This is a genomic window from Streptomyces sp. NPDC057854, assembly GCF_042797055.1.
GTDB lineage: Bacteria > Actinomycetota > Actinomycetes > Streptomycetales > Streptomycetaceae > Streptomyces.
This window is the reverse complement of the sequence record NZ_JBHVMF010000004.1, coordinates 42,114-55,418: the sequence shown is the minus strand read 5'-3', so window position 1 is coordinate 55,418 and position 13,305 is coordinate 42,114. Positions and strand designations below refer to the sequence as shown.

At 75.4% G+C, this 13,305-nt stretch carries 14 protein-coding genes; 5 read left to right on the top strand and 9 right to left on the bottom strand.

The window, feature by feature from the left end:
- Positions 1 to 67: 67 nt before the first annotated feature.
- Positions 68 to 1,129: a lactonase family protein gene (locus ACFVQZ_RS08240; RefSeq protein ID WP_030492158.1), complete on the top strand. Its 1,062-nt coding sequence runs from the start codon at positions 68 to 70 to the stop codon at positions 1,127 to 1,129.
- An 81-nt stretch (positions 1,130 to 1,210) separates the two neighbouring features.
- On the opposite strand, the gene ACFVQZ_RS08235 is transcribed toward ACFVQZ_RS08240, so the two are convergent.
- Positions 1,211 to 2,128 carry a hypothetical protein gene (locus ACFVQZ_RS08235; RefSeq protein ID WP_030492157.1) on the bottom strand — a complete coding sequence of 306 codons (918 nt, stop codon included), beginning with the start codon at positions 2,126 to 2,128 and terminating at the stop codon, positions 1,211 to 1,213.
- 169 nt (positions 2,129 to 2,297) lie between these two features.
- On the bottom strand, positions 2,298 to 3,293 hold the full coding sequence (locus ACFVQZ_RS08230) for a BadF/BadG/BcrA/BcrD ATPase family protein (RefSeq protein WP_030492156.1): 996 nt from the start codon (positions 3,291 to 3,293) through the stop codon (positions 2,298 to 2,300).
- 89 nt (positions 3,294 to 3,382) lie between these two features.
- On the opposite strand from ACFVQZ_RS08230, the gene ACFVQZ_RS08225 reads away from it, so the two are divergent.
- Positions 3,383 to 4,060 carry a uracil-DNA glycosylase gene (locus tag ACFVQZ_RS08225; RefSeq protein ID WP_030492155.1) on the top strand — a complete coding sequence of 226 codons (678 nt, stop codon included), beginning with the start codon at positions 3,383 to 3,385 and terminating at the stop codon, positions 4,058 to 4,060.
- A gap of 34 nt (positions 4,061 to 4,094) precedes the next feature.
- Here the strand turns inward: ACFVQZ_RS08225 and ACFVQZ_RS08220 are convergent, their stop codons facing one another.
- Together ACFVQZ_RS08220 and ACFVQZ_RS08215 are read right to left on the bottom strand one after the other, a co-directional pair.
- Positions 4,095 to 5,177, bottom strand: a complete 1,083-nt coding sequence (locus tag ACFVQZ_RS08220) for a WD40/YVTN/BNR-like repeat-containing protein (protein WP_383620523.1) — start codon at positions 5,175 to 5,177, stop codon at positions 4,095 to 4,097.
- 101 nt (positions 5,178 to 5,278) lie between these two features.
- Positions 5,279 to 6,358, bottom strand: a complete 1,080-nt coding sequence (locus ACFVQZ_RS08215) for an NADH:flavin oxidoreductase/NADH oxidase (protein WP_030492153.1) — start codon at positions 6,356 to 6,358, stop codon at positions 5,279 to 5,281.
- 159 nt (positions 6,359 to 6,517) lie between these two features.
- On the opposite strand from ACFVQZ_RS08215, the gene ACFVQZ_RS08210 reads away from it, so the two are divergent.
- The gene (locus ACFVQZ_RS08210; RefSeq protein ID WP_383620521.1) at positions 6,518 to 6,874 is read left to right on the top strand and encodes an ArsR/SmtB family transcription factor; all 357 of its coding nucleotides are present in this window, start codon (positions 6,518 to 6,520) and stop codon (positions 6,872 to 6,874) included.
- Positions 6,875 to 6,967: 93 nt separating this feature from the next.
- Here the strand turns inward: ACFVQZ_RS08210 and ACFVQZ_RS08205 are convergent, their stop codons facing one another.
- The gene (locus ACFVQZ_RS08205; RefSeq protein WP_383620519.1) at positions 6,968 to 7,624 is read right to left on the bottom strand and encodes a DUF305 domain-containing protein; all 657 of its coding nucleotides are present in this window, start codon (positions 7,622 to 7,624) and stop codon (positions 6,968 to 6,970) included.
- A gap of 183 nt (positions 7,625 to 7,807) precedes the next feature.
- On the opposite strand from ACFVQZ_RS08205, the gene ACFVQZ_RS08200 reads away from it, so the two are divergent.
- Complete coding sequence (locus ACFVQZ_RS08200; protein ID WP_030492150.1) at positions 7,808 to 9,325, top strand: hypothetical protein; 1,518 nt, start codon at positions 7,808 to 7,810, stop codon at positions 9,323 to 9,325.
- Between the two features lie 11 nt (positions 9,326 to 9,336).
- On the opposite strand, the gene ACFVQZ_RS08195 is transcribed toward ACFVQZ_RS08200, so the two are convergent.
- From ACFVQZ_RS08195 to ACFVQZ_RS08180, 4 genes are all read right to left on the bottom strand, one after another.
- Positions 9,337 to 9,954 (bottom strand): TetR/AcrR family transcriptional regulator, encoded by a 618-nt coding sequence (locus ACFVQZ_RS08195; RefSeq protein ID WP_030492149.1) that lies wholly within the window; start codon positions 9,952 to 9,954, stop codon positions 9,337 to 9,339.
- A 132-nt stretch (positions 9,955 to 10,086) separates the two neighbouring features.
- Complete coding sequence (locus tag ACFVQZ_RS08190; protein WP_383620517.1) at positions 10,087 to 10,767, bottom strand: phosphatase PAP2 family protein; 681 nt, start codon at positions 10,765 to 10,767, stop codon at positions 10,087 to 10,089.
- 104 nt (positions 10,768 to 10,871) lie between these two features.
- The gene (locus ACFVQZ_RS08185; protein ID WP_030498275.1) at positions 10,872 to 11,816 is read right to left on the bottom strand and encodes a M56 family metallopeptidase; all 945 of its coding nucleotides are present in this window, start codon (positions 11,814 to 11,816) and stop codon (positions 10,872 to 10,874) included.
- A 140-nt stretch (positions 11,817 to 11,956) separates the two neighbouring features.
- The gene (locus ACFVQZ_RS08180) at positions 11,957 to 12,556 is read right to left on the bottom strand and encodes a DUF5134 domain-containing protein (protein WP_383620515.1); all 600 of its coding nucleotides are present in this window, start codon (positions 12,554 to 12,556) and stop codon (positions 11,957 to 11,959) included.
- Positions 12,557 to 12,726: 170 nt separating this feature from the next.
- Between ACFVQZ_RS08180 and ACFVQZ_RS08175 the strand changes: the two genes are divergently transcribed.
- Positions 12,727 to 13,299: a GNAT family N-acetyltransferase gene (locus ACFVQZ_RS08175; RefSeq protein ID WP_383620513.1), complete on the top strand. Its 573-nt coding sequence runs from the start codon at positions 12,727 to 12,729 to the stop codon at positions 13,297 to 13,299.
- The last annotated feature ends 6 nt before the right edge of the window (positions 13,300 to 13,305 follow it).

Genomic DNA, 13,305 nt, shown 5'->3' with positions numbered 1-13,305 from the left:
CCGCCTGCTAACGTCGGCCCCGACACGGCCGGTCGGAGCGACCGGCCCCTGGGCAGGGGAGGCGCCCGTGGGCGGGACCGACGAGACACACGAGCACCGGGCGGAGCGGGCACGCGCCTACCTCGGCTCCTTCACCTCGGCCGGCGGCCTCGGCGTGCTCGCCGCCGACGTCGACCCGGAGACCGGCGCGCTCACCGTCACCGGCGCCACCGACGCCGTCGCCGACCCCTCGTACCTCGCCCTCTCCGGCGGCGTCCTCTACGCCGTCTCCGAGACCGAGCCGGGCGCCGTCGCCGCCCTCGCCCCCGACGGCCCCGCGCCGCGCCCGCTCGGCGCCCCCGCGCCGGTCGGCGGCTCCGGACCCACCCACCTCGCCGTCGCCGGCGGCCACCTCCTCACCGCCAACTACACCTCCGGCAGCGTCTCCGTCCTGCCCCTCGGCGCGGACGGCGTCCCCGGCCCGGCCACCGGCGTGCTGCGCCACGAGGGCGGCGGACCGGTTGCCGACCGGCAGGCCGCGCCCCACGCCCACCAGGTGTTGCCCGACCCGAGCGGACGCTGGACGGTCAGCGTCGACCTCGGCACGGACTCCGTGCGCGTCTGCGCCCTCGACCCGGCCACCGGCACCCTCCGCCTCCACCGGGAGACCGCCCTGCGCCCCGGCTACGGCCCCCGCCACCTGGCCTTCCACCCGGCCGGCGGCCACGCCTACGTGGTCGGCGAACTGGAGCCCGCCGTCACCGTCTGCCGCTGGGACGGCCGGCGCGGCGAGCTGACGCCCCTCGCGGAGATCCCGCTCGTCGACGCGGACACGGAGGGCCCGGCGTACCCCTCCGCCGTCGTCGTCTCCCCGGACGGGCGGTTCCTGTGGGTGGCCGTGCGCGGCACCGACACCCTCGCCGTCCTCGTCCTCTCCCCGTCCGGTGACGAGGCGATCCGCTCGGCCACCGTCCCCTGCGGCGGCACCTGGCCGCGCGACCTCGCCCTCGACCCGTCCGGACGGCGCCTGTACGCGGCGAACGAGCGCTCCGGCGACGTGACCTGGTTCGACGTCGACCCGGGGACCGGCACCCCGGTCCGGGCCGGCTCCGTCGAGGCCCCGGCGGTCACCTGCGTCGTTTTCGACTGACGGCCGGGCTCGGGCCGCCCCGGGCACGCCGGAGGGCCCGCACCGGACGGTTCCGGTGCGGGCCCTCGTGCGTTCCGGGCGTCAGTGCGCGGGGGCCGCGCCCTGCTGCGGGAGGCCGAGCACCGCCGCGTACTGCGACAGCACCAGCTTGCCGATGGCCGGGTACGCGCCCAGGGCCTCGGCCGCCGGGCAGCCGGCCTCCTTCGACGCCTCGTCGAGCAGGCCCTCGGCCAGCTCCGGGCCGATCAGGTACGGGGCCAGCGCCAGCTGCACCGCGCCCGCCTCGCGCAGCTGCTCGGCCACGGAGGCGATGGAGCCCTCCTGGTCGAGCGCGGCGGCCATCACCGGCACGGCGAGCCGCGCCGCGAGCAGCATGCCCGTGATGCCGGCGGCCTGCACGGCCTCCTCGCCGCCCACGGTGGCCAGGACGATGCCGTCCGCGGCCGTGGCGACGGTGAACAGCCGGGCCCGGTCGGCGCGGGCCAGGCCCGCCTCCGACAGGCGCACGTGCAGCGCCTCGGCGAGCAGCGGGTGCGGGCCGAGCACGTCGGTCAGCTCCGCGGTGTTGCCGCTGTCCATGACGGCCTGGCGGATCCGGCGCATGACGGCGCTGTCGGGCCCCGCGAGCAGCGGGACGACGATCGCGGCCGGGCCCTCGGGGGCGCCGACTTCGCGGCCGGCGGCCACGGCGATCCGGTACCGCTCCTCGCGCAGCTCCGCCGCGGCGGTCAGCACGCCGGCGAGCGTCGGGTACTCCTCGCCGTCGCCGTCCAGGAAGCCGATCGCGGCCTCCAGGCCGGGCAGCTCGGACCGGGCGATGCTCACCAGCTCGTCGGCCAGGGAGCGTATGGCGGCCGAGGGCGCGCCGGGGACGGCGAGCACCAGGGCGGGAGCGCCCTCGGGCGCCGCCGCCGGGTCGGGGCGGCGGTGCCGCCCTGACGGGCGGGGGCGCGGCATTCGTACAGGCAGGCCGTTGGCGGGCCCAGTGGGGGTGCTCATGGCGCCGCATGCTACTGGCTTTGCGGACGGGAGCGTTCGGTGAGGTGGCACCCCGCGCCTTCTGCCCCTGTATGTCCGGTCCGCCTGGCGCCGGATCGTGGACCGGCCCCCTCCGGACGCCTCCGCACCGCTCCCACCAGCGACGATGCCGGACTCCGGAGCCGGCCGGTCAGACGGTCCGCAGCAGCGCGGGGTCCGCGGGGAGCCGGATCCCGCCGCCTGCGAGGCCGGCGGCCAGCGTCACCGCCCCGTCGAGCGGGTCCCCCGCGGGGGCGACGGCCCGCACCCCGGGCAGCCGTTCGGCGAGCGCCGCCCGCAGGGGTGCGAGCAGCGGCTCGCCGAGCCTGAAGAGGCCGCCGGTCAGCGCCACCGCGGACGCCGGGCCCGGCGGGCAGGCCGCCTCGGCCGCGTCGGCGATGTGCTCCGCGGCCCGCTCGAGGATGGCCGCGGCGACCGGGTCCTCGCCCGCGCAGGCCGCGACGTCGGGCGCGAAGGCGGCGAGCACGGCCGGCCGGTCGGTGCGCGGATAGAGCGCGGCGGGCAGCCCCGCCGCCGGGCCGTGCCGCTTCTCGGCCCGGGCCAGCAGCGCCGCCGAACCGCCGCGCCGGCCGTCGTACGCGCGCATCGCGGCCTCCAGGCCGGCCCGGCCGATCCAGGCGCCGCTGCCGCAGTCGCCGAGGAGGTGGCCCCAGCCGTCGGCCCGCCGCCAGCCGGTGAGGTCGGTGCCGAGGGCGATCAGCCCGGTGCCGCCGGCGACGACGGCGCCGGGCCGGCTGCCGAGCGCTCCGGCGTACGCGGTGACGGCGTCGGCGGCGAGGGCGGTCGCCCGCACCCCCCAGGCGTCGGCGAACGCGCCCGGTAGCACGGCCCGCAGCTCGTCGCCGAGCGTCGCCATGCCGGCGGCGCCGACGGCGGCGGCGCGCACCGGCCGCCCGCCGCCGGAGCGGGCCCGCAGCGCGGCGACGGCGGGCAGCACCGACTCCAGGAAGTGGGCGGCGGAGATCCCGCCCGGCCCCGTCCGTACGGGCCCGGGCGCGTCCGCCCGGTCGAGGACCGTGCCGTCGTCGGCCCGGGCGAGCGCGACGCGCAGCCCCGAGCCTCCCGAGTCGATGCCGACGACCACGGCGTCCGCCGGTCCTGCGGGGTGCTCGCTCCGGTTGTCCACGCTCGCGACCGTCCTCACCGGGTGGGGGCTGGGGGCCGCAGTCTAGGGGCGGAGGGCGTTGTCGGTGTAGGCCGCTAGAGTGACGGACCGTGACTGCGAGACCGTTGAGCGAACTGGTGGAGCCCGGCTGGGCGAAGGCCCTGGAGCCCGTCGCGGGCCGGGTGGCCGAGATGGGCGACTTCCTGCGGCAGGAGCTCGCCGCGGGCCGGACCTATCTGCCGTCGGGGCCGAACGTCCTGCGCGCCTTCCAGCAGCCCTTCGACGACGTGCGGGTCCTGATCGTGGGTCAGGACCCGTATCCCACGCCGGGGATGGCGATCGGCCTGAGCTTCGCGGTGGCCCCGGAGGTGCGGCAGCTGCCGGGCAGCCTGCTGAACATCTTCTGGGAGATGCACACCGACCTGGGGCACCCGAAGCCGTCCAACGGCGACCTCACGCCGTGGACCCGGCAGGGCGTCCTGCTGCTCAACAGGACGCTGACCACCGCCCCGCGCAACGCGGGCGCCCACCGCAACAAGGGCTGGGAGGAGGTCACCGAGCAGGCCATCCGCGCCCTCGCCGCCCGCGGCAAGCCGCTGGTCTCGATCCTCTGGGGCCGGGACGCCCGCAACGCCCGTCCGCTGCTGGGGAATCTGCCGGCCGTCGAGTCGGCGCACCCGTCGCCGCGCTCCGCGGACCGGGGCTTCTTCGGCTCCCGGCCGTTCAGCCGGGCCAACGAGATGCTGGTCGCCCAGGGCGCCGAGCCGGTGGACTGGCGGCTGCCCTGAGCGGGTCGCCGACGGGCGGCGGGCGGCGGGAGGTTCAGATCACCGCCGCCCGGACGCAGAGCACGTCGGGCAGGTGCTCGGCGAGGAGCTGCCAGGTGTCGCCGTCGTCGGCGCTGGCGTACACCTCGCCGTTGCGGTTGCCGAAGTAGACGCCCGCCGGGTCGGCGTCGTCGGTGCAGAGCGCGTCGCGGAGGACCGTGCCGTAGTGGTCGCCCTGGGGGAGGCCCTTGTCGAGGGGTTCCCAGCTCTCGCCGGCGTCCGTGGTGCGGTAGACCCGGCAGCGGCGGTCGGCCGGGACGCGGTCGGAGTCGGCCGTGATGGGGAAGACGTACGCGGTGCCGGGGCGGTGGGGGTGCGCGGCGACGGCGAAGCCGAAGTCGGAGGGGAGCGGTCCGCCGATGTCGGTCCACCGGCCGCCGGCGTCGTCGCTGCGGTAGACGCCCCAGTGGTTCTGCAGGTACAGCCGGTCGAGGTCGCCGGCGTCCTGCGCGATCTTGTGGACGCACTGGCCGAACTCCGGGGCCGGGTCGGGCAGGAAGACGGCGGAGACGCCGTGGTTGGCCGGGTCCCAGGAGGCGCCGCCGTCCCGGCTGCGGAAGACGCCGGCGGTGGAGACGGCGACGGTCACGGCGTCGGGGTCGCGGCGGTCGGTGACGATCGTGTGCACCGCCTCGCCGCCTCCGCCGGGCACCCACCGGGAGCGGGTGGGGTGTTCCCACAGCGGCCGGACCAGCACGAAGGACCGCCCGCCGTCGTCGGAGCGGAAGAGCGCGGCGGGTTCGGTGCCCGCGTACACGACGCCGGGGGAGTGGGCGGGCGCCGGGTGGAGCTGCCAGACGCGCTCCAGCGAGGCACCGGTGTCCTGCGGGAACTTGACGGCGGGCGCGGGCGGTTCGGTCCAGGTCCGGCCCAGGTCGTCGGAGTGGAAGACGGACGGGCCCCAGTGGGAGCTGTCGCCGCCGACCAGCAGCCGCGGGGTGTCCGGCCGGGTGTCGATGGCGACCGAGTAGACGGCCTGGGCGGGGAAGTGGGGTTCGTCGAACTCCCACCGCCCGTCGCGCCTGCGGCCGATGAAGAGTCCCTTGCGGGTGCCTACGGTGAGAAGTACGTCGGGCATGGGTGCCCACCTCCAGGACGCCGTTGTCACGGATACGGGCCAGTCTGCACCCGCCCACTGACAACGGCGTCCGGAGACACCCCGTGACCGTCCGGTGACGGTCAGATCGCCCAGGCGTACTGCGGCGGCGCGGAGACGGTGGCGCCGAGTTCGCGCGCGGCCCGGCGCGGCCAGGAGGCGTCGCGGAGCAGTTCGCGGCCGAGCAGGACCGCGTCGGCCTCGCCGTTGGCGAGGATCTTCTCGGCCTGGCCGGGCTCGGTGATGAGGCCGACGGCGGCGACCGGCAGCCCGGTCTCTGCCTTGACCCGCGCGGCGAACGGCACCTGGTAGCCGGGGCCGACGGGGATCCGGGCGGGGCCGCCGTTGCCGCCGCTGGAGACGTCGAGCAGGTCGACGCCGTGCTCGCGGAGCAGCGCGGCGAAGCGGACGGTCTCGTCCGGGGTCCAGCCCGCGTCCTCCAGCCAGTCGGTGGCGGAGATGCGGAAGAAGACCGGCAGGTCCTCGGGCCAGACGGCGCGGACCGCGTCCACCACCTCCAGGGCGAGCCGGGTCCGGTTCTCGAAGGAGCCGCCGTAGGCGTCGGTGCGGTGGTTGCTGTGCGGGGAGAGGAACTCGCCGATGAGGTAGCCGTGGGCGCCGTGCACCTCGACGACCTCGAAGCCGGCCTCCCGCGCGCGGCGGGCCGCGGCGGCGAACTGGCCGACGATCTCCCGGATGCCGTCCTCCGTGAGCTCGGTGGGCACCGGGTGGTTCTCGTCGAAGGGGAGCGGGCTCGGCGCGACCGGCTGCCACGCCTCCTCGGCCGGGGCGGGGCCGCGGCCGAGCCAGGGCCGCTGGGTGGCGGCCTTGCGGCCGGCGTGCGCGATCTGGATGCCGGGGACGGAGCCCTGGGCCTTGACGAAGGAGGCGATCCGGCGCAGCGCCTCGGTCTGGGTGTCGTTCCACAGGCCGAGGTCGGCGGGGCTGATCCGGCCCTCGGGGGCGACCGCGGTGGCCTCGACGAGGATCAGGCCGGCGCCGCCGGTGGCGCGGGAGGCGTAGTGGGCGAAGTGCCAGTCGCCGGCCACCCCCGCGTTCGGCCCGAAGACCTCCGCGGAGTACTGGCACATCGGCGCCATCCAGACGCGGTTCGGGACGGTCAGCGAGCGGAGGGTGTAGGGCTCGAAGAGGGCGGCGCTCATCGGGACTCCGTTTCGGGACGGCTGGGTCGCCGGCCGTGCGGGGCCGGGCGGGATGCTCGTACGATACCCATCGTAGTACGGCGACTGTCAAACTACGAGGATCCTCGTACAATGGGAGCCCGTCCCGGCCGACCCCCGGGAGAAAGTGGAGCCGCCGCCATGACGACCGCCGCCAGCCCCCGCCTCCTGGAACACCCGGCGCGCGAGGAGATCCGCCTGGAGCCGGTGCTGCACGCGCTCTCCGACGCCGTGCGGCTGCGGATCGTGCGCGAACTGGCCGCCGCCGAGACCGAACTGGCCTGCTCCTTCTTCGTCCTCCCGGTCACCAAGTCGACGACCACCCACCACTTCCGGGTGCTGCGCGAGGCCGGCGTGATCCGGCAGGACTACCGCGGCACGGCGAAGCTGAACGGGCTCCGCCGCGCCGACCTCGACGCCCTGTTCCCCGGCCTCCTCGACACCGTCCTCGCGGCGGCCGAGGCGCAGTCCGCCCGCGAGGCGGCGCCCGGCGCCTGACCGGGCGGCCCCCGGACGGCCGCGCTCTGGTCTCGCGGAGACCGTGCCCCGGCCTCCCGGAGACCGCGCCCCGGCCGGACGGGCGGGCCGCGGTCAGAGGTCCCGCATCCGGCCGATCTCCGCCGTCTGCTGGGCGATCACGTCGTTCGCCATCTCCTCCACCTGTACGTTGTTGCCCTGGCCGAGCACCTCCGCCGCCATCGCCACGGCGCCCTCGTGGTGCGTCACCATCAGCTCCAGGAACAGCTCGTCGAAGGCCGTCCCCTTCGCCACCCGCAGCTCCGCGAGCTGCGCGTCGGTCGCCATGCCCGGCATCGTGTGATGGGCGTGCGTGCCCTGGTCCCGGGGCCCGCCGTGGGTCTTCAGCCACCCCTCCATCGCGCCGATCTCCGGCTGCTGCGCCGCCGCGATCCGCTCCGCCAGCATCCGCACCGCGGCCGATCCGGCCCGCTCCGGGGCCAGCGCCGTCATCGTCAGGGCCTGCCGGTGGTGGACGATCATCATCTGCACGTACCGGAAGTCGGCGCCGTTCGGCCGCTCGTCGGGCAGCAGGCTCGCCGCCTCCTCCGGGGAGACCCGCCGGGCCGGCTCGCCGGGCCTGCCGGGCACGACGACCGCCGCGGCGGCGCCGGTCGCGGTGGGCTCCGGGGCCGCGGTTCCGGACTCCGACTCGCAGGCGCCCAGGGCGAAGACGGCCAGCGCGGCGAGGGTCGCGGCGACGGCGGAGCGCCGGTGGTGGCGGATCAGCAACGGTACCTCCAGGGGGTTTTGCGGTACAGGGGGCTGTTCCTAGCAGGTTTTTCCGGGGAGTTGAGCAGATTCCTTCATGACATCTGTGTTGCCATCTGTTGGGATGTGCACGCCAAGGAACATACTGCCGTGGCCAGAACCGTTCACCTTTGAACGGAGAACACGGAGGACGGAGTGACTTCGTTGCCTATTCCGCACAGTCCACGGTCCCGGATCAGACGCCTCGGCACCGCCACCGCGGCGGCCGGCCTGCTCGCGGCGCTGCTCGCCACCGGCACGGCCGCCGCCACCCCCGACCCGGGGGACGCGCCGGTCCAGGCGCCGGTCTCGGCGGAGCAGGCCGCCGGGGCGCGGGCCGCCATCCAGAGCGGCGACATACCCGGCGTCGACGAGATCGTGAAGACAGACAACATCGAACTCCTGGCGAACGTCCCCAAGGACGCGCTCAAGAGCCTCAACACGGACATCGCCTTCCAGGGCGACTACGCCTTCGCGGGCAACTACGACGGCTTCCGCGTCTTCGACATCAGCGACCCGAAGGCCCCGAAGACCGTCGCCCAGGTCCTCTGCCCCGGCAGCCAGAACGACATCTCCGTCTCCGGGAACCTCCTCTTCCTGTCCACCGACTCCTCCCGCAGCGACGACTCGTGCGCCAGCACCACCCAGCCCGCCTCCGTCAAGGAGTCCTGGGAGGGCATGAAGATCTTCGACATCAGCGACGTCACCAACCCGAAGTACGTCGCCTCCGTCGAGACCGCCTGCGGCTCCCACACCCACACGCTCCTGCCGCAGCGCAAGGACGTGTACGTGTACGTGTCCTCCTACTCGCCGAACGCGGCCTTCCCGGACTGCCAGCCGCCGCACGACGGCATCTCGGTCATCAAGGTGCCGCGCGACGCGCCCGAGCGCGCCCGCGTCGTCGGCTTCCCCGTCCTCTTCCCCGGTGAGGGCCCCGACGGCGGCGGCAACCCCGGCGCCCCGACCAACCCGGGCGTCTCCAAGACCACCGGCTGCCACGACATCACCGTGCTGCCCGGCAAGGACCTCGCCGCCGGCGCCTGCATGGGCGACGGCATCCTCTTCGACGTCTCCGACCCCGAGCACCCCCGGGTGATCGACCAGGTCCAGGACAACGTCAACTTCGCCTTCTGGCACTCCGCCACCTTCAACCAGAAGGCGAACAAGGTCGTCTTCACCGACGAGCTCGGCGGTGGTGGCGGCGCCACCTGCAACGCGGCCGTCGGCCCGAACCGCGGCGCCAACGGCGTCTACGACATCACCGGCAAGGGCAAGAACCGCAAGCTGGTCTTCCGCAGCTACTTCAAGATCCCGCGCCACCAGGCCGCCACCGAGAACTGCGTCGCCCACAACGGCTCGCTGATCCCGGTCAAGGGCAAGGACATCATGGTCCAGGCGTGGTACCAGGGCGGCGTCTCGATCTGGGACTTCACCGACTCCGCGCGCCCGAAGGAGATCGGCTGGTTCGACCGCGGCCCGGTCTCCGCCACCGCCCTCACCACCGGCGGCTCCTGGTCCGCCTACTACTACAACGGACACATCTACTCCAACGAGATCGCCCGCGGCCTCGACGTCCTGAAGATCTCCGACCCGCGCACCGACGCCGGGAAGAAGGTCCGCATGGACGAGCTCAACGTCCAGACCCAGCCGGACTACTTCGAGGACTTCGGCGACCGGGACTGACCCCGGACGCCTCAGGGCATGCCGTCGGGCGGACCACCGTCCGGCGGCATGCCGCTCTCCCACGCCAGCCCGTAGCGGTGGAACAGCTCCGCCCGCAGCCGCGCCACCGGCATCGGCGCGCCCGGCAGCAGCACCGCCACCACCGCGCCCATCAGCAGCGCCCGCAGCAGCGGATAGTCCCGGTCCACGTCCTCGGAGCCGTACCGCTCCACCGTGTCCCGCAGCAGGAACGCGAGCCGCTGCTGCTCCTCGCACCGCACGAAGCCCTCGGCCTGGAGGATCCCGGCCATGTGGGTCCGCATCAGCGTCGGCCGGTCCACCGCGAGCCCCAGGATCGCGTCGATCGCCCGGGCCAGCCGCTCCGCCCCGTCCTCGGTGCGTGGCTCCCGCTCCAGTGCCTCCGCCAGCGTGAGGTGCATCAGACGGTGCACGGCGGACTGGAGCAGCTGGCGCTTGCCGGGGAAGTAGTACGAGACGAGACCCCGGGCCACCCCGGCCCGTTCGGCGATGTCGCCGAGGGTGGTGGCCTCGTATCCGCGCAGCCCGACCAGCTCGACCGTCGCCGCCAGGATCCGCTCCCGCGAACGCCGCCTCAGCTCTTCGTTGACCGATGGGCTACGCGGCGTCATGCTGGGCTCCTGCGTTGACTGGCTCTCGGCCAATATACTCAGCGTGGCCCGCCGCCCCGCCCCCGTGGCGCGACGGCGGGGAGGCCGTCCGTCCTGGGCGACACGGGGGATCGTCCAGGACGGGCGGCTTCGTCACGTCGCCTTCCCGCCGGCCCGTCCGCCGCCCGCACGGGGCCCCGCGGGGAGCGGCCGCGGGGCGGTGCTCCGGCGGTACGCGAGCACCGCGACGGCCACGCAGCACCAGCCCAGCAGCCAGCCGGCGACCACGTCCGACGGCCAGTGCACGCCCAGGTAGATCCGGGTCCAGCCGACGCCGAGCACCGAGACGACCGCGAGCCCGGCCAGGGTGCCCCAGCCGCGCCACGGCTCCCGCCCGACGACGGCGACCACCCACAGCAGCAGCCCGCAGACCACGGTCGCGGTCATGGCGTGCCCGGAGGGGAAGGCGGAGAACGCGGCCGAGTCCACCGGGTCCCGCCATTCCGGCCGGTCCCGGCCGACCAGCGCCTTCACCGCCTGCTGCACCCCGGCCGCCGCCACCACCGTCCCGGCCACCCACCAGGCGAGCCGGCGGTGTCCGGCCCTGGCGAGCAGCAGCACGGCGGCGCAGGCCAGCGCGCGCATCGTCCAGGGGTCCCACACCCAGTCGCTGAGCAGCCGGTGGGCTCTGGTGACGCCGGGGTGGGCGACCGCGCTGCGGTGCAGCGCCTCGTCGACGGCGCGGTCGAAGGTGAGCAGCGGCGACCAGCCGGCCACCACCAGGACGAGCAACAACAGGGCGAGGCCCCCGGACACCACGGCGGAAGTACGCATTCCACGATCCTGCCGGACCGGCCGCCGCGCACCGCCCCCGCGACACCAGAACCGGCCACCCTTCCGCCGGCGCCGGCTACCCGGCCTGATCCGAAAGAAACGGCCTAGCCGAGCGCGGCCAGGCCCGGGTAGAAGGCGACGAGCAGCGGGACGACCGGGACCAGTGCGGCGGTCGCGGTGAGCCCCAGGCGGTGGGTGGCGGGCAGCCGTGGCGCGGCGGTGAGCAGCCGGTCGACCCGCCGGGGGAGTCCGGCGAGCGGTCCGGTGCCGGGTGCGGCGGCGAACACGCCCCGCTCCTCGTTCAGTTCGACCAGCGCGAGCGCGATGGTGAGCCGGCCGAAGCGCCGGGAGGCCACGTCGTCGGCGGCCAGCTCGACCAGCCGGTGCATCTCCTCGCGGAAGGCGGTGAAGACCGGGATGCCGGGGAAGCCCGCGGCGAGCGCGCCGGAGCAGTGCAGCAGCCAGTCGTGCCGGGCCCGGGCGTGGCCCTGTTCGTGGGCGAGCAGCGCGTCGAGCTGGCGGCCCTTCAGCCGGCGCAGGGCGGCGGTGGTGACGACCAGCCGGGGCGTGGTCCCGGGCAGCCACCAGGCGTCGGGCCGCTCGCCCTCCAGGACGACGAGCCGGCCCGCGGCCGGTTCCTCGCCGGGCAGCTGCGGCGCGCGGACCAGCAGTTCGGCGCGGCGCTGCCGGCGGCGGGCCCGGGCCAGCCCGATCTCCCGCCCGAGCATGGCGCCCGACCACAGGCCGCCGGCCGCGAGGACCACGGCGATCACCGCCGACCAGGGGCCGCCGCCGGTGGAGAGTTCGTACGCGTCGAGCACGGCGCGCGGCGCGGGCGCGAAGACCTGCCCGCGCACGGCCTGCCAGGCCGCCGCCGCGCTGAACGTCATCGAGAGCGCGAAGCTGACCAGCACCGCGGCCACCACGCACTGCCAGACCCAGAGCGCTACGACCGGTTCTCGCTCCACCCAGAGGGCCCGGGCCAGCAGCCGGGGCGCGGTGAGAGCGGTCAGGACGCCGAGCAGGAGCAGTGCGAGGGAGACCGACATGACGTCAGCCTATGAGGGGGTGCTCCCCGGGGGTATGGCCCCGCCGGGCAAGTGACGCACGCCACGGTTTCGGCCGGTCCCGGTCCGAACGTCCGCGCGGGACAAGGGACGCAGAGGGACGCAGAGGGACGCAGAGGGACTCAGAGCGTGCAGAGCATCGCCAGCATGGCGAGCCCCATGGACAGCCGGCACACCACGGTCAGCTCCGGCCGGTTCGCCCACGCGCCGCCTCCCGCCGCCGCCACCGTCCCGGCCGCCACGGGCGCGGGTCCGTGCGGCGCGGCCGGGACGAGCCGGGCGCCGGTGCGGAGCACGTACACCCCGTAGTAGAGGAGCAGGCCGCCGGTGAGCAGGGGGATGCCGCCCGCCGTGCCCGCGCCGTGCGCCCCGTGCACCCCCTGCGCGCCGCCGCCGGCCGCCGGGGCCATCGCCAGCGCCATGTAGAGCATGGCGAGGGAGCCCACCGCGTGGTGCAGCCGGTGTCCGTCGCGGCGGGCGGCGAGCAGGTCGCCCAGGGCCACGGCGCCGAAAAGCGCCGCGTACACCGCCCAGCTCCAGGACGGCGGGCCGACGACGGCGGCGGGCAGCGCCATGGCGGCCATCCCGAAGCCCATCACCGCCTCGGCGCGCGCGGCCCGGCGCTCCGCGCCGGCGCAGGCCCGCATCCGCAGCAGGCAGTAGGCGCCGCTGGCGGCGCACAGCGCGACGAGCAGCCACCCGGACAGGGCCGGTCCGTGCACGGCACACCTCCCCCTCGACTCGTACCCCCGCCGGAAGGGTGCCCGGGGCGGCGAGCGCGCACGCGGGCGCACGGGCGCGCACAGGCGTACGAAAGGGGGTGCGGAGGCGCGCGTTAGGCTCGGAACGATCGCGCACGCCGATCCACAGCGCCCGAGGGGAGCCCCGCACGATGGACACCGCCACGCCCGTTTCCGACACCGCCGCGAGCCAGGAGCCCGGCACCGTCACGTACCGGCAGGCGGTGCTCGACGACGTGCCCGTCGTGGTGTCCCTGGTCGAGTCGGCCTACCGGGGCGACGCGAGCCGCGCGGGCTGGACGACGGAGGCGGACCTGCTGGACGGGCAGCGCACCGACCCGGAGGGCGTGGCCGCCGTGATCTCCGCCCCGGGCAGCGTGCTGCTGCTGGTGGAGCGGGACGGCGAGACGGTCGCCTGCTGCCAGCTGGAGCACCGCGGCGAGGCCGCCTACTTCGGCATGTTCGCGGTCCGGCCCGCGCTCCAGGGCGCCGGTCTCGGCAAGCGGATCATCGCGGAGGCCGAGCGGCGGGTCTGTGAGCTGTGGGACGTCCGCGAGATGCACATGACGGTGATCACCGCCCGGGAGGAGCTGATCGCCTGGTACGAGCGGCGCGGCTACCGGCGCACGGGCGAGACGAGCCCCTTCCCGTACGGCGACGAGCGCTTCGGCGTGCCCCGGCGCGACGACCTCCGCTTCGAGCTTCTGGTGAAGCCCCTGGTCTGATCCTTC